The 19,190-nt window shown below is 62.2% G+C and carries 19 protein-coding genes; 10 read left to right on the top strand and 9 right to left on the bottom strand.

What is annotated here, in order from left to right:
• Positions 1 to 1,139: 1,139 nt before the first annotated feature.
• On the bottom strand, positions 1,140 to 1,634 hold the full coding sequence (locus CR152_RS30025) for an SgcJ/EcaC family oxidoreductase (protein WP_099881116.1): 495 nt from the start codon (positions 1,632 to 1,634) through the stop codon (positions 1,140 to 1,142).
• 132 nt (positions 1,635 to 1,766) lie between these two features.
• On the opposite strand from CR152_RS30025, the gene CR152_RS30020 reads away from it, so the two are divergent.
• Genes CR152_RS30020 through CR152_RS30010 form a run of 3 tightly spaced genes read left to right on the top strand, consistent with a single transcriptional unit; the run spans position 1,767 to position 4,935 of the window.
• The gene (locus CR152_RS30020) at positions 1,767 to 2,540 is read left to right on the top strand and encodes a LuxR C-terminal-related transcriptional regulator (protein WP_099881115.1); all 774 of its coding nucleotides are present in this window, start codon (positions 1,767 to 1,769) and stop codon (positions 2,538 to 2,540) included.
• Positions 2,537 to 4,468 carry an ATP-binding protein gene (locus CR152_RS30015; RefSeq protein ID WP_099881113.1) on the top strand — a complete coding sequence of 644 codons (1,932 nt, stop codon included), beginning with the start codon at positions 2,537 to 2,539 and terminating at the stop codon, positions 4,466 to 4,468. The genes CR152_RS30020 and CR152_RS30015 overlap by 4 nt, the downstream gene beginning before the upstream one ends.
• On the top strand, positions 4,465 to 4,935 hold the full coding sequence (locus CR152_RS30010) for a response regulator (RefSeq protein WP_099881111.1): 471 nt from the start codon (positions 4,465 to 4,467) through the stop codon (positions 4,933 to 4,935). The genes CR152_RS30015 and CR152_RS30010 overlap by 4 nt, the downstream gene beginning before the upstream one ends.
• Positions 4,936 to 4,972: 37 nt before the next feature.
• Here CR152_RS30010 and CR152_RS30005 read toward each other — a convergent pair whose 3' ends face one another.
• Entirely contained in the window at positions 4,973 to 6,031 is a 1,059-nt protein-coding gene (locus tag CR152_RS30005; RefSeq protein WP_099881109.1) for an AI-2E family transporter, read from the bottom strand.
• A 148-nt stretch (positions 6,032 to 6,179) separates the two neighbouring features.
• On the opposite strand from CR152_RS30005, the gene CR152_RS30000 reads away from it, so the two are divergent.
• Positions 6,180 to 6,917, top strand: a complete 738-nt coding sequence (locus tag CR152_RS30000; protein WP_099881107.1) for a hypothetical protein — start codon at positions 6,180 to 6,182, stop codon at positions 6,915 to 6,917.
• 246 nt (positions 6,918 to 7,163) lie between these two features.
• Here CR152_RS30000 and CR152_RS29995 read toward each other — a convergent pair whose 3' ends face one another.
• On the bottom strand, positions 7,164 to 8,636 hold the full coding sequence (locus tag CR152_RS29995; RefSeq protein WP_099881106.1) for a PLL family lectin: 1,473 nt from the start codon (positions 8,634 to 8,636) through the stop codon (positions 7,164 to 7,166).
• 112 nt (positions 8,637 to 8,748) lie between these two features.
• A complete protein-coding gene (locus CR152_RS29990; protein ID WP_099881104.1) occupies positions 8,749 to 8,958 on the bottom strand; it encodes a hypothetical protein in 210 nt (69 codons plus the stop codon).
• 291 nt (positions 8,959 to 9,249) lie between these two features.
• Between CR152_RS29990 and CR152_RS33460 the strand changes: the two genes are divergently transcribed.
• The 4 genes from CR152_RS33460 to CR152_RS34915 all read left to right on the top strand — a co-directional run bounded on the left by CR152_RS33460 (position 9,250) and on the right by CR152_RS34915 (position 13,609).
• Positions 9,250 to 9,453, top strand: a complete 204-nt coding sequence (locus tag CR152_RS33460) for a poly(ADP-ribose) glycohydrolase catalytic domain-containing protein (protein ID WP_157778830.1) — start codon at positions 9,250 to 9,252, stop codon at positions 9,451 to 9,453.
• A gap of 193 nt (positions 9,454 to 9,646) precedes the next feature.
• A complete protein-coding gene (locus CR152_RS33455; RefSeq protein ID WP_157778829.1) occupies positions 9,647 to 9,895 on the top strand; it encodes a hypothetical protein in 249 nt (82 codons plus the stop codon).
• Positions 9,896 to 9,997: 102 nt separating this feature from the next.
• Positions 9,998 to 11,776, top strand: a complete 1,779-nt coding sequence (locus CR152_RS29985; RefSeq protein ID WP_208640227.1) for a DUF885 domain-containing protein — start codon at positions 9,998 to 10,000, stop codon at positions 11,774 to 11,776.
• 117 nt (positions 11,777 to 11,893) lie between these two features.
• Positions 11,894 to 13,609, top strand: a complete 1,716-nt coding sequence (locus tag CR152_RS34915) for a methyl-accepting chemotaxis protein (RefSeq protein WP_099881102.1) — start codon at positions 11,894 to 11,896, stop codon at positions 13,607 to 13,609.
• On the opposite strand, the gene CR152_RS29975 is transcribed toward CR152_RS34915, so the two are convergent.
• Positions 13,606 to 14,244 (bottom strand): TetR/AcrR family transcriptional regulator C-terminal domain-containing protein, encoded by a 639-nt coding sequence (locus tag CR152_RS29975; protein ID WP_099881100.1) that lies wholly within the window; start codon positions 14,242 to 14,244, stop codon positions 13,606 to 13,608. The genes CR152_RS34915 and CR152_RS29975 overlap by 4 nt on opposite strands.
• 73 nt (positions 14,245 to 14,317) lie before the next feature.
• Here CR152_RS29975 and CR152_RS29970 point away from each other — a divergent pair, with 73 nt between their 5' ends.
• Positions 14,318 to 15,835, top strand: coding sequence for an FAD-dependent monooxygenase (locus CR152_RS29970; RefSeq protein WP_208640226.1), 1,518 nt, complete (start codon positions 14,318 to 14,320; stop codon positions 15,833 to 15,835).
• Positions 15,836 to 16,106: 271 nt separating this feature from the next.
• Here CR152_RS29970 and CR152_RS29965 read toward each other — a convergent pair whose 3' ends face one another.
• From CR152_RS29965 to CR152_RS29955, 4 genes are all read right to left on the bottom strand, one after another.
• The gene (locus CR152_RS29965) at positions 16,107 to 16,604 is read right to left on the bottom strand and encodes a protein-tyrosine phosphatase family protein (protein ID WP_099881098.1); all 498 of its coding nucleotides are present in this window, start codon (positions 16,602 to 16,604) and stop codon (positions 16,107 to 16,109) included.
• Between the two features lie 15 nt (positions 16,605 to 16,619).
• Positions 16,620 to 17,114 (bottom strand): transposase, encoded by a 495-nt coding sequence (locus CR152_RS35130; protein WP_157778828.1) that lies wholly within the window; start codon positions 17,112 to 17,114, stop codon positions 16,620 to 16,622.
• A 28-nt stretch (positions 17,115 to 17,142) separates the two neighbouring features.
• Positions 17,143 to 17,652: a GNAT family N-acetyltransferase gene (locus CR152_RS29960; RefSeq protein ID WP_099881096.1), complete on the bottom strand. Its 510-nt coding sequence runs from the start codon at positions 17,650 to 17,652 to the stop codon at positions 17,143 to 17,145.
• Positions 17,653 to 17,799: 147 nt separating this feature from the next.
• Positions 17,800 to 18,207, bottom strand: a complete 408-nt coding sequence (locus tag CR152_RS29955) for a hypothetical protein (RefSeq protein ID WP_229413702.1) — start codon at positions 18,205 to 18,207, stop codon at positions 17,800 to 17,802.
• Between the two features lie 135 nt (positions 18,208 to 18,342).
• Here CR152_RS29955 and CR152_RS29950 point away from each other — a divergent pair, with 135 nt between their 5' ends.
• On the top strand, positions 18,343 to 19,152 hold the full coding sequence (locus tag CR152_RS29950) for a porin (protein ID WP_099881094.1): 810 nt from the start codon (positions 18,343 to 18,345) through the stop codon (positions 19,150 to 19,152).
• The last annotated feature ends 38 nt before the right edge of the window (positions 19,153 to 19,190 follow it).

Here is a 19,190-nt window from a genome sequence, read left to right as displayed (position 1 = left end):
ATTCCAAATACCCTAAAGTCAACAACGGCCGGATTTGAACCAGTATTTGCCCACGTTGGCCCAGAAATGATCGCCACGCATGCGCATTGGCGTGTATCGCCTTCCTTAGCGGCACTACCTTGGAGGACGTAGTCAAGAACGGTGAAGCGCTTGGCTTGCCGAAGACTGGTCCGTATTGGAATAGGGGCGACGGCGATTTCCTAGCAAAGCCTAGGCGAAACCTACGGCTCGATCTTTGCGTCTGGAAGGAAGTGACGAAGATCAGCGCCAGCGCCGAACTGTGCATCGCGATAGACACCTACGACGCGGATCGAGAATTCGACCGTACCATCGTGATCCATCCTTTAATACTGAAGTAGAATGCAGCAAAAAAAAATGTCCCCAACAACCAGCAATGCCACGCTGATAGTGGCCAAGGCGCTGGTCCCACTGGTGGCTCTCGGCGTCACACCTGAACACTCGAGCGGTTGGACCGTACGGGCGTGAATTCTGATACATTGCTCAACAGGCATGAGCGCGGTGACTTTGGTACCGTCAGCGACGACGATGCCCGAGCCAACACGGAAGCCATCGAGCACGGTACGCGCATATTGGCGTCGAGTGGTTTGCGATCATCATTGAAGCAGACCTCGCGTCCACAACACTGTTGCCGCCAGATGTGTATTGAACAATTCTCATCCGACTTATCGATGATCGGCGGCCGATGTGTCCCGCTTTTTTAATTCGGCCAGATTCCTCTAATGAAATATTGTCGGCCGCCGAACGACCCATGAAAACTTCAACACGTTCGAAATCGTTTCACCATCCCCTTTCCAATGTACTCGCCAACAACCAGACCGCTTAGAACCGCTCCTGGCAACTTGGCCGTGCTGGCAGCCGCATACGCCTCAGCAGCGCAATCAAAAGCCACCTTGCGCTCCTACACGGACGATATACGCTATTTTTCCACCACCGCGCCAGTGTACAATCGACTCCTGAGTTTGTGGCCGAGTACCTAGCTGGCACGAGCTCAGGCAGCATGTCAGCTAATCGGTTGGTAGAAGCAACTTTGACGCCTGCTTCAGAGACGCTTATGCTCACGGTCATTCCGTAGACCCGGCAACGGGCCTATCTTCCTCACGCCCGCAGCGTCCCCCGTCTCAGTTCAACGCCACCTGCTCCGGCATCGCCGACGAATGGTGCTTCAGAATCAGCCATTCCTTCCCCAGCTTTTTGTACACGAAGGTGTACCGCGCCTGCACCTTGGCCGGCTTGCCATCCTTGACGATGTCAAAGGTGTACACGCCACTGTCGACCGCGCTATCCTTGCTCAGCATCTGAATATGACGCGAATTGATCACGCCGTGCGGCTTCAGTTCCAGAAAATGCACGAAATAGTCCTCGATTTCCGCCGGCGTCGGCCTCACGTGGTTCGACACGGTCGGCTGCAACACCGCCTTCGGGTGATACAGCTTGACCACTTCGGCCGGCTTCCCGGTGCCCAGCGCGGCGTTCCAGCGGTCGAACAGGCCGGCAATCTCGCGATCCTGCTTGGCGGTCGGCGCGACGGCTTCGTTGCCGTACACCCGCGGCGGCTCCTTGGCATACGCAACGCTGCAAGCGAAGAGGGAAGCGGCAAGGATCAGTTTATTCATGAAATTCTCCTGTTAAGTCAAAGTGGATGGCGCATTGTTTGCTGCGACAGACACACTATCGCCCCTCGCCAGCGCCTTGGCGTCCGCCGCCAGGCCTAGCCCAAGCTCTGCCGTTCGGCATATACTGCGCGTATGCCCCGTACCTCATCTCCCTCCGCCCAAACCCTGCGCGAGCACTACCGCGAGCAGCAAGCCAATACCGCCCGCCTGCGTCTGCTGCACGAAGCTGGCCAGGCGCTCGCCGCGCGCGAGGCCGCCACCGCGCTCGACGCGATGCTTGGTTTTGCCCTGGCGTTTTCCGCCTTCGACTGCGGCAGCGTGCTGGCCGGCGACAACGGCGCGCTGCGCGTGCAGGCGGCGCGGGGCGAGGTTCTGCCCGCGGGCATGCGTTTTCCCGCGCAAGGCGCCCTAGCTGCGGGTTTGAAGGATGAGGCGGGCGTGCTGGTCCGGCGCAACAGCGTCAGCCAGATGCTGCTGCCGGCCGGGGCGATGGCCGGCATCGAACTGCTGTTTCCCCTGCGGTCAGCGGGGCGCGCGCTGGGCGTGCTGCAACTGGCCAGCCGCCGCCCGCTGCCGGTCCCCGGCGAGGCCGACCTGGCCGCCTTGTCCACCCTGGCGAGCATGCTGGCCTCGGCCTTGCCGCAAGGCGCCGCGCGGCCTGCGGTGCCAGCCGCGCAATCGGCCAAGCTGCTCACTCCGCTCACGCCGCGCGAGCGCGAGGTGCTGGGTCTGCTGCCGCACGGATTGACCAATGCCGACATCGCCCTGCGCCTGGGCATCGCGCCCGGCACGGTGAAGGTGCATGTAGAGCGCATCATCCACAAGTTCGGCCTGGCCGACCGCACCCAGGTCGCCGCCCGCGCGGTCGAACTCGGCTTCGGCCATTCCGGCGCGACCAATCCATGAGCGTGCTGGCGAGCTGGTCCCAATGGTGGTCGAACCGCTCCTTGCGCGTGAAGGGGCTGGTGCTGATCGCGGTGCCGCTGGTGATCCTGCTGGGCGCGCTCGCCTCCGGCTATCTGATGGGGGCCGAAAGCCGCCGCGCCCAGCAGGGCGTGCAGCGCACCTTGCAGATCCAGCACGACATCCAGGAAGTGCATACCTTGCTGGCCGAGGCCGCCACTGGCGTGCGCGGCTATCTGTTGACAGGGCGGGCGAATTTCCTGGAGCGCTACCGGATTGCCGAAACCGAGCTGCCGCGCACCTTGCGCCGGCTGCGCGTGCAGATTCGCGATCCGCAGCAGAATGCCTTGCTCGACCAGGTCGCCTCCCTGGCCGCGAGAAAAAGCGAGGGCTTGAGCGAACTGGTCGCCCTCGGCAACACCACGCCGGCGGCAACGCTGGTGCCGATTCTGGTATCGAACAAGGTGGTGCTGGATGAGCTGCGCGGCCACATCGACGCCATGCTGGCGCGAGAAGACGTGCTGCGGCGCGAGAGCGAGCGTTTCGCCGACCAGGTCTACATGCGCACCATGGTCGCCACCGGCGTCGCCAGCGCGGCCGGGGTGCTGGGCGCGGTCATCGTGGTGCTGCTGTTTTCAACCGGCATCGGGCGGCGCGTGCGCGATCTGGCCGATAACGCGGAGCGGCTGGCGCGCGGCGCGCCGCTGGCGCCGATCGCACCGGCAACCGATGAGCTGGGCCAGCTGGCGGCGCGGATGGAGCATGCCAGCATGCTGCTGGCGGCCCGCAGCGCCGACGCCGAGCAAGCCTATCGCGAAGCCGAACGCGCCAGCAAGGCCAAGACCGAATTTCTGTCGCGCACCAGCCATGAACTGCGCACGCCGCTCAACGCGATTCTGGGTTTTGCCCAGTTGCTCGAACGTGATCTCAAGATGCCCGCCGAGCGCGAGCACGTCGGCCATATCCTGAAAGGCGGCCGTCACCTGCTGGCGCTGATCAACGAAGTACTCGATATCGCCCGCATCGAAACCGGCCATATGGACCTGGAGCCGGAGCCGGTCGAGGTGGACAGCCTGCTGCGCGAAGCGCTGGCACTAATCGCCCCGATGGCGGGCGAGCGCGGCGTGACCCTGGCCGCCCAAGCGCCATCGTCCGGCGTGCACGTGCTGGCCGACCGCAAGCGCTTGCTGCAGGTGATGCTCAATCTGCTATCGAACGCGGTCAAGTACAACCATCCGAACGGGACTGTATCGCTGCGCGTCGAGGCCGACGCCGAACGCGCGCGCATCGGCGTGAGCGACAACGGCCCGGGCATCGATCCATCCTTGCAAGCGCGCCTGTTCAGGCCGTTCGACCGGCTGGGCGCCGAGCATCGTCCCGGCGAGGGCACTGGCCTGGGGCTGGCGGTGTCGCTGCAGATGGTGCGCGCCATGGGCGGTGACATCGGCATGGAAAGCACGGTGGGGAAGGGCAGCACCTTCCGCGTCGAGCTGCCGCTGAGCGCTGCGGCCGGCCATGCGCACGCTGCGCAGCCGGCCAGCATTGCGGCGCCGCCATCGCAGCGCGCCTGTACCGTGCTCTATATCGAGGATCAGTCCTCCAACCTGGCGCTGGTCGAGATCCTGCTGGCGAAGCGCGCCAACATCACCCTGCTGAGCGCATCCACCGGAAGCGAAGGCCTGGCGCTGGCGCAACGGCATGGGCCCGATCTGGTGCTGCTGGACCTGCACCTGCCCGACGTATCCGGACTCGACGTGCTCGCGCAGCTGCACGCCACGCCCGGGTTGAGCCAGACGCCGGTGGTGGTGGTCAGCGCCGACGCCTTGCCTGCGACCATAGCCGGCGCACTGGCCGCCGGCGCCGCCGACTACCTGACCAAGCCGCTCGACGTGAGCCTGTTTTTTGCTACTTTGGACCGATTGATGCCATGAATATATCCGACCTGCATGCCATGCGGCTCCTGATCGTCGACGACAAAATCGAGAACGTCAACATCCTCGAAGACATGCTGACGGGAGAAGGGTTTCGCAACGTCGTCAGCACCACCGATCCGCGCCGCACGCTCGACCTGGTATCGGCTTTCGATCCCGACCTGGTACTGCTCGACCTGATGATGCCGGACCTGGACGGTTATGCGGTTCTGGAGCAACTGGCGCGCCGCACGCCGCCCAATGAGTTTCGTCCGGTCATGGTGATCAGCGCCGACGTGACCCAGGAAGCCCGGCGACGTGCGCTGTCCCTGGGGGCCAAGGATTTCCTGACCAAGCCGTTCGACCTGATCGAGACGATGCTGCGCATCTGCAATCTGCTGGAAACCAGCCTGCTGTACAAGCGTCTGCAAGCGCTCACGTCGCCGGAGCCGCCGCTGCAGCGCTGGCACCCGAAGTCGGACGACTGATGCGTGCGAGCGCCGTCCACGGGTTGCAGCATGTAACCTAGTCGGTGTGAAACTCGGTGGCCGAGGCAAACAGATCCCAGGCCGCGATGAACAGCGCCGCCACCACCGGCCCGATCACAAAGCCATTCAGGCCGAACAGCGCCATGCCGCCGACGGTGGAGAGCAGCACCACGTAGTCCGGCATTTTGGTGTCCTTGCCCACCAAAATAGGACGCAGGATATTGTCGACCAGTCCGATCACGACCACGCCAAAGATACTCAGCACCACGCCTTCCCAGACCGATCCGGTGACCAGGAAATAGACGGCGACCGGTGCCCACACCAGCGCCGCGCCAATTGCCGGCAGCAGCGACAGGAACGCCATCACCACGGCCCACAGCACCGGCGCCTGCACGTCCAGAAACCAGAATATCAGGCCGCCGAGCGCGCCTTGCGCCACTGCGACCAGGATATTGCCCTTGACGGTAGCGCGGGTGACGGCGGTGAAATTGCTGAACAGGCGCTGTTTATATTTGCGGCTCAGCGGAACGGCACTCTTGATCCGCGCAGCGAGCGCCTGGCCATCGCGCAGCAGGAAATACAGCAGGTACAGCATGATGCACATGCTGACCATCAGATCGAAGGTGTAGCTGCCCACATGAATGGCCTGGCGCGCGACGGTCTGGCTGACCTGCGACGCGCCTTCCGTCATTTTCTGCTGCAGCTTCGACAGGGTGGTCAGGTCGAAACGTTCCAGCAAATTGACGGCCCACTGCGGCAGGGCAGCCATGATTTTCTTGAAGTAGCTGCCCACGCTCAGATCGCCGGAACGGACCATTTCGTACACGGTGGCGGCCTGGTCGACCAGGGACACCGCGATCAGCGACAGCGGCAAAATCACCATGACCACGATCGACATCAGGGTCAGCAAGGCAGCGAGATTGGGTTTGTGATTGGTCTTCTTGAGCAGCCAGCGGTTCAGCGGCGCAAACAGGATCGCCAGCACCACGCCCCAGAACACGGCACCGGCATACGGCGCCAGGATCCAGCCGAAGCCGATGGTGACCAGGGCGAGAAGGAGCAGAAACGATTTTTGCTGGAGGGTGTATTCGTGCATAGGAGTTTGCATATGAATTCGATAATTTTTATAGCCCCATCATAATCTATCCGATGACCCAGGTGCGTGCGTTGGGATACGCAACCGAACCGGCCGCCGGCCGGCATTCGCATGGCTGATAGAATACGATGTCCTTTTTGGCGCGCATATGACCTATACAAACATCAAAGAACTGACGACCGCGATCCTGTTCGTTCCGCTGCTGGCCTTCGCGGCGGCGCCGGACACCAAGACCAGTATCGAGACGCGCCATGGCAGGGTAGACGTAAGCGCGGACACGGATGCCACGCACCTCCTTGTCGCTGGCAAGAAAATCGCAACCATCGGCGCAGGCGGTGCATCCCTGTTTCGCATCCCCGCCGTGACGGAGCGAGAATACATCGTCGTGCAAGGCAGTCGCCCTGGTTTGCATTGCCAATACTCGTATCGGCTGCTGGCATTGTCGGATAGTGCGCCGAAGGTGTCGAAGGAATTCGGAGAATGCCTCGACCTTGGCGGCGCCGGGATGGCCGGGGCCGAGCCGGTGGTGCATCTGAACAGTCGGGTGGATCCGGAAGCCGGCGTCGAAACCTATCAATGGGAGGGCGATGACGTCATCCTGGTGTTTGAATCGCCCACCCTGTGCGGCGCAGCCGGGTTTCTGGCCCAGAAAAATGCCGCGCCGGTGAAGGCGCCGCTTGCCAGCCGCGTCAAGGGCCCCGGACGCTTGCAATTGCTGAGCGCACCCGATACCAACTGCGCTATGCACGGCGTGTTCGTGGTGCCGGGCGACAGCGTGACCGCCAGCCTGGCCTCCGACGGCTACGTATATGTCAACTACACCAATCCCAAAAGCGGAAGGAAAGTTCAGGGATGGGTGCCGCGCGAGCGCCTGTCGGACCTGTGATGCCGGCAATGGAACGCGGCTACCGCAAGCCCTGATCCTTTGCCAGGCGCATGCGATGCACCTTCATCGCGTCGATGACGTCCGACACTTGCGCCCCAGCTGGAGCCGGTGCGGCGCTCGCGCGTTATTGCGATGGATGAAGCGCCGATCAAGGCTGGTCGAGCTGGCCCGGGATGTGGGTTAATCGCTTACATCCATCCAGTCAGCCGGCTGCCCTTCGCAAGCGCGACAGACCCGACGATGGACCTATACCCAATACACCGCTGACGGTGCATTCACCATTTTGGAATAGGGAAGACTCCCGTTTAACAACCACGTTTCGTCTATGAACACGAACGTCGCATACAGAAGAACATTATCGGACTCGTAAAACACATCGAGCTCACCATTTGTCACGATAGCAGACTGCCCCGCCGCGCCAGTCAGATTCGGGATGGTCGTGTCAGGCGCCCAAGTCGCGCCGTCGAACACGCTGTACCATATATTGCCAACCCCGTCGCTTCCCTGGTGAAAGACATAGAGCGCGCCGTCCGCCACCACTGCGGACGGGCTGCCTGGACTGTTCACGTTGTCTACCTGCGTATCGGTCGACCAAGTAGTGCCATTGAACACACTGAACCGGAGGTCTTGCGCCATGCCCTGATGGAATACATAGAGCAAGTTGTTATACACCACCGCAGATGGGCTACCTTGAACGCCCACGTAGGGTACGTTCGTATCGTCCGACCAATTGGTGCCATCAAACTGCTTGAACCACAAATCGTTCCCGGTACCCTGGTGAAAGACATACAGCTGATTGTTGTACACGACGGCAGCTGGGCTTCCCACGATGCCGACATTGTTAAGTGGGATGTCGGTTCCCCAGCTGACGCCATCGAATACGCTATAACGCAAGACACTGCTAGTGTCTTGGTGAAATGCATACAGCTGGCCGCCAAAAAGAACGGCAGATGGACTCTCCGCCATGCTCACATTGCTCACTATTTGGTCGCCATACCAATTTTGACCATCCCAGAGGATGTACCGCAGATCGTTCGCAGTACCTTGGTGCAGGACATACAAACCGTGAACCCCCACTGTCATTGTCGTTGGGCTCCTCAGCCACGCCTCTTGGGTGACGTTGACCATCGACGCCGCGTCGACGATACCAATGGTGCACCAGGTGAACATGGCATAGCCAAGCATTTCGCCATCAACGCTAGCCGGAACAGTCACGTTCAGTTGCTGCGCCAGCCAGCTAAGGGAGCCGTAACCGCACAGCGAGACGCAGTGGTCAGTCCTGTCGTCAACTGTGAAGCCGAGTCCAAACCATCCCATCCTGCCATTGCAGGCCGTCTCGATCTGGTCGGCTGCCACGCCGAGCTTGACCGGTCCCTGGGTGATCGCGCTTTGGATGGTGGCGGGATTGGTCCAGTCGACAGAGGTGTGCGGTCCATCTTTATAGGTGCACCCGGAGTAGGTGAAGCCGGCGGTGTGCATTAAATTCAACACGTCCGTGAGGTAAGCGCCGTGGAGCAGTCCGTTCCCCTTCGCCCAGTTCACGACTGTGCTCGAGGGGATAAATATTTCCGGACTGTTGCAGGCCTTGGCGAAGGCTTCTTCGGCGCTGACGCAATCACCGTATTCATCATTGCCCCAATAGGAGATCTGACTCGGCACGACAAGGTAGTTCGGGAGTGGATCGACGCGTGCGACGTGCGGCGTGGCGGCAGCTAGCACACTTCGCGGTGATGGAATTGCGCCGCGTTTGTGAGACCTTACAGGCATGGGTGTTTCTCCTCGATTCATTGATAGGTGGTTCATCTGATACCAAAGAAGGCCTTGGGAGTGGTTAGTCGTTGGTGCTGCCCTCCTCGTTGGAATCCGAAGTCGCATTGCGCGTGTCGGGAAGGTCTTCGTCGACCGGAATTGCTCCGGGAACATAACGCGGCGCGCGCTCGATTTCCGCCTTTGGAGTCGGAATGGCTCCCCTTTTCGGACGCGCCGTATCGCTTGGGGAAACGTCTTTCTCGTTGCTACCGGGCTTTTCAGGCTTGGCCATTGATGTTCCCTTCTTTGTTCCATGCACCGTACGGCCGCGCCGCGCCGCGCCGACGGCGACTTACCGGAATTTCGATTTTGGAACGTAAGCCGAGACGGGCCGGCACCACCGGCAGCGGTACCATATACCACCAGCAAGTCCGCAAAAACAAAAAACAGCACCCGGCTTACCGCGTCCTTTTTCCATTTTCTCGTTGTCGCACCTGCGGCTTACGATAGCATATTGCCTTGTCATTTTAAAAATTTTTCACCAGGGGTATGGCCGTGCACGCTCGTTGGGAAAAGTTGCAAAATGGAAATCAGAAACCCGCGCAGGGGTGCGCGGGGCTGCGGTGTGTTCGGCAACCTGCCCGAGGAAATGGCGGGCTGGTTCGCCGCGCATTTGCTGCATAACCCGCGCTACAAGAACGCGTTCAGCCATGTGACGTTTGCGGTGCTCGATCGTAAAGACAGCGGCACGTTCGCCGCATTCGAGCAGCGATTCGGCAGGCTGTAAAATCGCGCTGTTCGTGCCGCGTGCATGTCAGTTGGATGGTTTGAGAGGCCCCTATGAGTTGCCCCATTTGCAATAGCGAAAAAGCGGATCGGCCATCCACACCGTGTGCTATGGAGATCTGGACGTGCCAGTCTTGTGGCCACGAATATGGAGTGCACGTCCACTACCTTTTTCAGCCGGCCCGGACTTTCCGATGAGTGTTCTATTTTCGGGAACTTATACGCTTCCAGACCCGCGCGATGCGACCAAAAACTATCTGAAAATGAAGCGCTTGCTGCACGGCTGCGAGCGGTACAGGCAATGGAACCTGGAACGGCAATTCCTGGACAAGAAGCTGGTATGGAAGCTTGGCGAATTCGTCGATGATGAAGTCGAGCGGCTCTTGCCTGAATGCGAAAAGCAGGGCATCGCGATTGAATTCAGGGTGTACTCCGATGAGTGACAAGGGAAGCTTTGATCAATCGGCCGGTATCTGGTAAAACAGTGGTCCGCGCATCCGGCCGCTTTCCGGTCAGGCCGCATATGTATAACTACAAGGAGCGTCATGTCGAAGCCTCACACCACCATCCGCACTATCCGCGCCGCCGTCGCCCTGGCCATGCTGTCGCTGTGCGCCGCTGTTTCCGCCGCCGAACCGGCGTGGGTCACCAAAAGTAATGCCAACGCCAAGCTTGTGCTTAACGTGATGGCCAAATATGCACCCGAAGGCGCCAGCGGCCTCGGTGTCGACGGTTACGACGAGCAAATCACCGACCTGTCGCGCGACCATTTTGAGCAGACCAATAAAGATACCCGCGCCGTGATCGCGGAACTGCAAAAACGCCGCAAAACCGAGACCGACGCCAAGATCCGCCAGGATATCGATATCCTGATCGGCAGCGCCGAAGACCAGATGCGCTCGGCCGCTCTGGAGCGCAAGCATTTTATCCCCTTCGATAAGCTGGCCGATCAATTGTTCGGCGTGGTACGCCAGACGCTCGACCCGCGCATTCCCAAGGAGCGCCAGAAGACGCTGCTGGTCCGGCTGCAAAAATATGCCGGCCTGGCCAAGGGATATCGCCCGTCCACCGAACTGGCGGTCGAACGCCTGCAGGAGCGCCTGAAAGCGAACAAGAACCTGATCGGTCCTTTCAAGGATGAAGTGGAGCAGGCGATCAACGACAGCCCGACCCTGATCAAGGGCATCAAGGAGTTGCTGAGCAAGAGCGACCTGCAAGGCTGGGAGCCAAGTTTCGCCGCGCTCGAAACGCAGCTGACGGCCTACAACGAGCACGTGAAAAAGCAGATCCTGCCGCGCGCGCGCAGCCACCACCGTTTGCCGGCCGAGGTCTATGCCAATAACCTGCGCCAGTTCGGGGTCGATATCAGTCCGCAGGAGTTGATCGCCAAGGCGCTGACCTCGTTCGCCGAAATCCGCAACCAGATGAATATCACCGCCGGCCTGATCGCGCGCGAGCGCAAGCTGGCCAATCCCGATTACCGCGCCGTGATGGCCGAGCTGAAAAAGCAGCAGATCGCGCCCGACCAGGTCATGCCTTTGTACGCCGACCGCCTGGTCCAGATCGAAGCGGCCGTGCGCGCGCAAAATATCGTGTCGCTGCCGGCGCGCAAGGCGGTCATCCGCATGGCCAGCACCGCCGAGAGCGCAGCGCAGCCGGCGCCGCACATGAACCCGCCGCGCCTGATCGGCAACACGGGTGAATATGGCGAATTCGTGCTGACCGCCGGCATGCCGCCCGACGCCAAGGGCAAGACGCTGGCCTTCGACGACTTCACCCACGAAGCGGCGACCTGGACGCTGACCGCACACGAAGCGCGCCCCGGGCACGAGCTGCAATTCGCCAAGATGATCGAAACCGGCGTCTCGACCGCGCGCGCGGTGTTTGCGTTTAACAGCGTCAACGTCGAAGGATGGGCCCTGTACGCGGAAGCGGAAATGCAGCCCTACGAGCCGCTCGACGGCCAGTTGTTCGCGCTGCAAGCCCGCATGCAGCGCGCCGCCCGCGCCTTCCTCGATCCCATGGTCAACCTGGGCGAGATCACGCCCGAGGGTGTCAAGGCTTTCCTGATGGATGAGGTGGGGCTGTCGGAAGGCATGGCCACCCAGGAAATGCAGCGCTACACCTTCCGCGCGCCGGGCCAGGCGACCTCGTATTTCTACGGCTACCAGCGCCTGATGGAAACGCGCCAGGCGGCCGAGGTTGCCCTGCGTAAAAAGTTCAACCGCCAGGCCTTCAACGACTTCGTGCTGGCGCAGGGGCTGGTGCCGCCTGCGCTGCTGCGCCAGGCCGTGCTGCAGGAGTTCGTGCCGGCCCAGCGCTAGACCGATGCGGCCGCAGTGTGCCGCTTAACAACACTCCTTGACTGCGTTGCATGAAGCAGGCTTACAATCGTTCTCATCGGTTAGCCATGTGAACGCTCGTCAAGGAGGATTGTCGTGATGTTTTCTGATCTGAAAATTGGTGCACGCCTTGCAATCGGTTTTGGCTTGACGATCTGCATCCTGCTGGTGATGTCCCTGTTCGGGATCAGCCGCATCCGCTACACCAGTTCCCTGACCGACCATATCGTCAACGACCGTTACGTCCAGGTCGAGCTGACCAATGTCATGCGCAGCTACGCCAACCGCGGCGCCCAGTCGCTGCGCAACGCCATGCTGGCGCCCGATCCGGCCCAATCCCAAACCTTGATGACCGGCATGCTCGATGCCGACCGCACCGGCGCCGAGGCATCCGCCAAGCTGGGCGCGATGATGGTCGCCGATGAAGCGAAACAATTATTCCAGGATCAGGCCAAGGCCTTCGATGCCTATTTCCAGTTGCGTTCGCAAGCGGTCAAGCGTTTCGAGGCGGGCGAGCGCGACGACGCCGTCCAATTCCTGTTCAAGGAAGTCATTCCGATACAGAACGCCTACTTCGGCCGGCTCGACGCCGTGCTCAAGTACCAGACCGCGCTGATGGCGCGCGACGGCAAGGAAGCGGCGGACGCGTCCAGCTCGGCGGCGCTGATGATGTTGATGCTGCTGGCGCTGGCCAGCGCGATCTCGGCCGTTGCAGGCTTTCTGATCACCCGGTCCGTAACCGTTCCCATCGGCGAGGCCGTGACGCTGGCCGAGACGGTCGCCCGCGGCGACCTGACCACCCGCATCGACGTGACTCGCCAGGATGAAACCGGGCGCCTGCTGACGGCGTTGAAGGATATGGTGGATGGCCTGACCCGCACCGTCGGCGCCGTGCGCAGCAGCACCGACACGATCACGACCGCGTCCTCCGAAATCGCCGCCGGCAATATGGACCTGGCCTCGCGCACCGAAAACCAGGCCGCCAGCCTGGAAGAAACGGCGTCGTCGATGGAAGAACTGACGTCCATCGTCAGCCAGAACGCCGACAATGCGCGCCAGGCCAACACCCTTGTGGTTTCCGCCGCCGAGCACGCCAACAAGGGTGGCCGCGTGGTCAGTGAAGTGGTTGAAACGATGGGTGCGATCAGGGAAAGTTCCGGCAAGATCGTCGACATCATCAGCGTGATCGATGGCATCGCTTTCCAGACCAACATCCTGGCGCTGAACGCGGCGGTCGAGGCGGCCCGTGCCGGCGAGCAGGGGCGCGGCTTCGCGGTGGTGGCGTCCGAGGTGCGCAACCTGGCGCAGCGTTCGGCCAGCGCCGCCAAGGAAATCAAGGCGCTGATCGACGATTCGGTGGGCAAGGTCGAAAATGGCAGCGCCCTGGTCAATCAGGCGGGCGAAACGATGCAGCAGATCATGGGTTCGGTGCGTCAGGTGGCCGACATAATGGGCGAGATCGCCGCCGCCAGCGCCGAGCAGAGCGCCGGAATCGGGCAGGTGAATGTGGCCATCGTGGCGATGGACAATGCCACGCAACAAAACGCGGCCCTGGTCGAGGAGGCCGCCGCGGCGGCGGCGAGCATGCAGGGGCAGGCGGTGCAGCTGGCCGAGGCGGTCAGCGTGTTCAAGCTACATGGCGACGATGCGCAGGGAACGCCGCTGCGCGCACCGATGCGCACTGCCGTTGCCGCGCCGGCGCGCGCCAGGGTGGTGGCCAAGCCAGTGGCGAAGGCGGCCGCCAAGGCGCCAGCCCCAGCCGCGACCCGGACCGCCAAGCCGGCTACCCAGGCCGACGAGTGGGAAGAGTTCTAGCCGGCGTCCGCCTTCATCTTGACGTCGAGCCCGGTGAGAATCAGGTCCAGACCTGCCTCGAAGCGGGCCTCGAAGTCCATGTCGAACAGGTCGTCCATGGCCGCCAGCACGTGCGGATAGCGTTGCGCCGCCAGTTCCTCGAACGGACCGCGCCGGCTGGCCGCATCGATGGGCGCGGCGGCTGCCGGATCGAGCGCCTGTTCCTCCATCACGAACCCGAGCACGTAGTACAGGATGGAAAACGCGCCCCAGCCCGCCATGCGTGTGCTGGCGCCCGCCGTGCGCAGCGGGCCGATCATCGACTCGGCCACGCGCAGCACGTTGTCGGTGACCACGTAGGTGCCCGCGAACACGCGCGCGCCGTCGCGCCGGGCCATCAGGGCGGCGCGCACCGCCCGCGCCGTGGCGCCGACGGCGTCGCGCCATGAGGCAGGCGCCGCTTCCTGCGCCACGCCTGCCATCAGGGCGTCGGCCATGCCGTCCATCAAAACCTGTTTGTTGGCAAAGTGCCAGTAGAGCGATGCGGCCTTGATGTCGAGCGCGTCGGCCAGCCGGCGCATCGTCAATCCCTCCAGCCCGACCTCATCGAGCAAGCCCAGTGCCGTGGCGATCACCGCCTCGCGCGAAATTCCCATGATGTCCTCTTTTTCTTGACAGTCTAACGGTGTTAGGTTTATCTTTGAAGCCTCCCTAACGATGTTAGCTTATATGACGATGACAAGCAATGCAGAGGTAATCGTGGTCGGCGCCGGGCCGGTCGGGCTGTTGCTGGCCTGCGAACTGGCCGTGGCCGGCGTGCGCGTGACTGTGCTCGAACGGCGCGCCGAGACGGTGCCGCAATCGCGCGCCCTGACCATGCACGGGCGCACGCTGGAAATGCTGGCGCTGCGTGGCGTGGCCGGGCGTTTCCTGGCGCGCGGCATGCCCATTCCCAGCGGCCACTTCGCCGGCCTGCCGACCCGGCTCGATTTCAGCGCCTGCGACAGCACCTATCCCTTCACGCTGTTCATTCCCCAGAGCGTGACGGAACAGTTGCTCGAAGCCTGGGCTGGCGAACTGGGCGTCGACTTGCGGCGCGGGGCCACGGTGGAGGCAACCGGGCAGGATGAGGATGGCGTGTGGGTCGGCGGCACGCAGGCGGGATCGCCGTTCCGGCTGGCGGCGCGCTATCTGGTCGGTGCGGACGGAGCGCGCAGCCTGGTGCGGCGCCAGGCCGGCATCGCTTTCGATGGCTTGGCGGCCACCAAAACGGCCATGCTGGGCGACGTACGCCTGCATACGCCGCCGCCGGGGCGGGCCATCAGCCTGGGCAATTCGGCAGGTGGGATGATGGTGGTGCCGCTCGGTGGCGAGCTGTACCGCGTGATCGTGGTCGATGCGCAGGAGATCGATGTGCCGGTGGAGGTTCCGGTCACGCTGGAAGGATTGTCGGCAGCGACGAGGCGCGTGGCGGGGGAGGATTTCGGCATGCATTCGCCCGAATGGCTGTCGCGTTTTTCGAACCAAACCTGTCTGGCGCAGTCTTATCGTAAAGGGAGGATCTTTTTGGCGGGCGACGCGGCCCACATCCATTTGCCGGCGGGCGGGCAGGGAATGAATGTCGGCATGCAGGATGCCATGAACCTGGGCTGGAAGCTCGCTGGCGTGCTGCGGGGCAGGGCGGATGCGTCGCTGCTCGACAGTTATGAGGGCGAACGCCATCCGGTGGGGGCGGCGCTATACCGCAACACGCTGGCCCAGAGCGCGCTGATGATGGATTCCTTCGACCCGGCAGGGCAGGCGCTGCGCGCCACGCTCAGCGACCTGATGAAGGGACCGGAACTCAACGCGACGCTGGCGCATGACTTGTCGGGTTTCGGCATCCGCTATCCGGCGGCGCTGCTTTCCGGGGCGCCGGAGGGGGATGGCTGCGCGCGCTGGATCGGGCGCAGGTTGCCGGATTGGCCTCTTCAACATGCCGACGGCACGGCATCGTCGCTGTACGAGCATCTGGCGAGCGGGCGCTGGCTGGTACTGCAGGTGGACGGGGAGGTGCAGGGCCATTATCAGCCTGCGCTGGACGGCGCCTGGGTGAATGTGGTGACGGCACTGGTGCCGGGGAGGGCAGCGGAACTGGACGGCGTGGCGGCGCTCGTGGTGCGGCCGGACGGTTATGTCGACCATGCTGTTCCATTGCGTTCCTCCGTCACGAGTGGCAATCCATGCCCCGCGCAAGCGGTGACGTAGCCTGTCGCCTGGCACCAGCACGCCGGTTGTTGGCTTCTTTTGCTTTCACGTCGACTCGGGTCTGGCGGCGTCCGCCGTGGCGCGGGAGCAAGGAAGTTAGCACCCGTAGCCCAGTATTCGTCGTTCCCGCGCCGGCGGGAACCCAAGTTCCGCGTTCCACGCCAAGCTGCGACCCGAATTGCGTCCCCCGCTCCTCAGCCAGACGCATCCCCGCCCATGGCTCGACGCTCCCACAGGAAACCAGGGTCGGCTTGCCAGGACGGTGAACCGGTCAGACCACGCGCAAACGCTTCTGATGTGTCACTACCCAGGCATACTGTTCCGGCGTATCCGGCACCTGGACGCCGCGCGACGCCGACACCTGCCTGAAGGCGTCCTCAGGCGTCCAGCCGTGCCGTACCAGCACGGCCGCGGCCATCAATCCGGTGCGCCCGATGCCTGCCCGGCAATGAATCACGATATGTTCGCCATCCTCAATGCGTTGACCGAGCACCTGTACCAGTGCAAAAACCCCCGGCGAGGCGGGCAAGCCGCGGTCGGCGATGGGGAAATGCGTGAAGGCGATACCGTTCGACGCGCACAGCGTCGGCGCGTCGACCAGCCCGAGCTCGTGTATTTCGTGCCGCTCCAGCAGGGAGACCATGCCGGTAATGCCATACCTGGCGATGCCGGAAAATTCGTCGTCAATCCATTCGCCAGCCACCGGTTTTGCCATCACTGCCAAGCACCCGCGCCCAATGTCGGCGACCTTGTAAATCTCTGGACCCATACCACCCTTTATTTTTTATCGCGTTGACTTGGAACGCCTGACAAAACCTCTCGACATACCGCCAACAGATGAGTGAACAAGCCAGCGAAAGAAAGGCTTGGTGAATATCTGCCGGCCGTTCGTGATGAACACGCGGTCTACGAAAGCGATGAAGCCACCCACGGTCCGCTCAACAACCCAATGCCAGCGGCCCAGCCTTTCCCGTGAGTCGACGGCGTAGCATGCAAGACGTGCGGCGATACCTCGTCGGCGCAGCCGGGCACGGTACGCTCGCGAGCAATCAGCACGGTCGGTGTGTAACTTCCCTTGGCGTTTGTGAGCGAACCCTGAAAGCTTTTTGACAGCCGGAATTGCTTCAACGAGCGGTATGAGCATCCGTGAATCGTGTACCTGCGCACCCGGGATCCGGGCCACCAATGGCAAACCGCGCTGGTCGACCAGCACGTGATGCTTGCAGCCGAGTTTGCCACGATCGGTTGGATTCCGAGCAGTATGCCCCGAAGTGGTCATTGCCCCTCGAGCTTTCCATCGACCCTGCTTATACGTTCATGCGGACTTCAAAACTTTCCGGAACCAGGGCGACCGTAGAGCCACTCATGCTGGCGAACTCGTTCAGCGGGTGCGTCATTGTAAAAAATGCCTCATCCTCAGCTTCGACAACCCACCCCTCCCGCTCATAGAACCGTTTCGCGGCGCTATTGACACGAAACACGCGCAAGTGCAGAGGACGACCTGCTTGATGAGTACATCGCAGGATTTCCTGTAACAACGAAGCCCCTATGCCCATTGATCTGACCGTTGGCGTCAGAACGAGCATGCGCAGATAGACGCCGGTGTCATCGATGTCGAGTTGGATATAACCGCAAAGCTTAGTGTCAAGCTCTACGATATAGCTTGCTGCAGCAGCATATGCTTTGCTGAAGTAGTCTCGCTGCCAGACTGGATCCCATCCCCAGATGGATTCGATGTGAGCTCTCAGCGCGCTTTCGTACAGCGTCCAAATGGTGTCCTTGTCCCTTGTGCAGGCAAGTCGAGTATCGATTTTCATGGAGTAAGCTTGGTTTTTTTTCTAACGGCCGCTCTTGGGCCGATAACGGCCGGGTGCGCTGGCTCAGTGTACGATGTTGTTGCCGTTTTGACAAGCAAGGGATTTTGTCAGGCCTTCTTAGACCTGCGGCAACGTTTCCGGCAGTGCCTATTCGCCATCGTCTTCCTCTGGCGCGGCGACCGCCCTGGCTTTGGCAGCCCCCGGCGAACGCAGCGGGCGGCGCCGGCGGGCCGATCTGGCCGCCCGCACACCCTCGAGCCAGTCGCGCCCGGCGCCGGCCAGCGCCGCGTCGATCACCTCTTGCGGCAGGCAATACACCGAGGCCCAGCCAGCTCGGCCGTCGGCTGTGTTGGTCGGAAAGTCCCTGCGCTCGATCGGCCAGCCGTACTTGCGGATCAGCGCGCGGATCACCGTGCTCAAGCTTTGCTTTCTTTGGTCGAAAATACTCTCAATGCCGGTCATGTCGTCCGATGCCAGCAAGACCGCCAGCACATCGGCGCGCAAGGTGCCTGGCATCTTGGGATAACGGAAGGTTTTGCTGCTGCTGTTACTCACTGTGGACATCCTGTCAGGCCGGTGGTCAATACGATATCGGCGATGATAGCCTGCTATGTGGGGTAACGGACAGAACAAAAATTCCGGTTGGAGGATAACGTAACTAGCGTAGAATTAATTGTACGGAGTACCGCCATGAAAACATCTTCTTTTGCCATTGTTGCCTTGTGCGCCTGCGCCGCGGGTGCGAATGCTCAAACACAAACTTCCGTGTACCGGGCCGCCCTCACGCCGTCCGATGCCAAACAGGGGCTGGCGCTGGTTGATGTCAGCGATCTATTCGACTCGGGCACGCCCGAGACCGCCACCAAGGTATTCGGCTATCCCGGCAAGCGCATGGGCTTGCAGGACATGACCGAACCGCGCCGCTTTGCCCTCAGCAACTTTGAACGCGACCGCCAGAACAGCCGCGCCTGGGGCCTGTCGGTCGGTATCTCAGGCGGACCGGTCACCCTGCGCCTCGCGCACCAGAACAAGAGTGTTGCCAAAGTCGCACCGGCAACCTCGCTCGGCGCCCGCATGGATGCCAAGAATTCCATCGCCGCCGCCAATGTCGACCTGGGCAATATGAAGGCGTACGCCGCTTACAGCGCCAACCGCGGCTGGGGTGCTTCGCCGTTGTGGAATCCTGATAATCCCTACGGCGCCGCCATGGCCAGCACGCCGTCGACCGACAGCCGCGACGTACTGGTCGGCATTGCCGTGCCGATGCGCGCCACGACCTACCTGGTGTCGTTCGTGCGCAAGAACGACCGCGACCGCGCCAACCGCGATGTGGACATGCTGGCCTTCGGCGCCACCTATCAAATCTCGCGCCGCACCGATTTCTATACCGCGTATTCGCTGGTAAAACACCGTACCGGACCGGGCTACATGGCCATGACGGCGCCGGACGGCGGCAAAGGCTGGTCGGCCCTCAACATCGGCATGCGCCACTCGTTTTAAACGTAGCCCCTCCTGATTGAGCGTGGTGGCCGGCGCGC

The organism is Massilia violaceinigra (assembly GCF_002752675.1).
GTDB lineage: Bacteria > Pseudomonadota > Gammaproteobacteria > Burkholderiales > Burkholderiaceae_D > Telluria_A > Telluria_A violaceinigra.
Note: the sequence above shows the minus strand (reverse complement) of the source record. Positions and strands in the feature narration are given on the sequence as shown.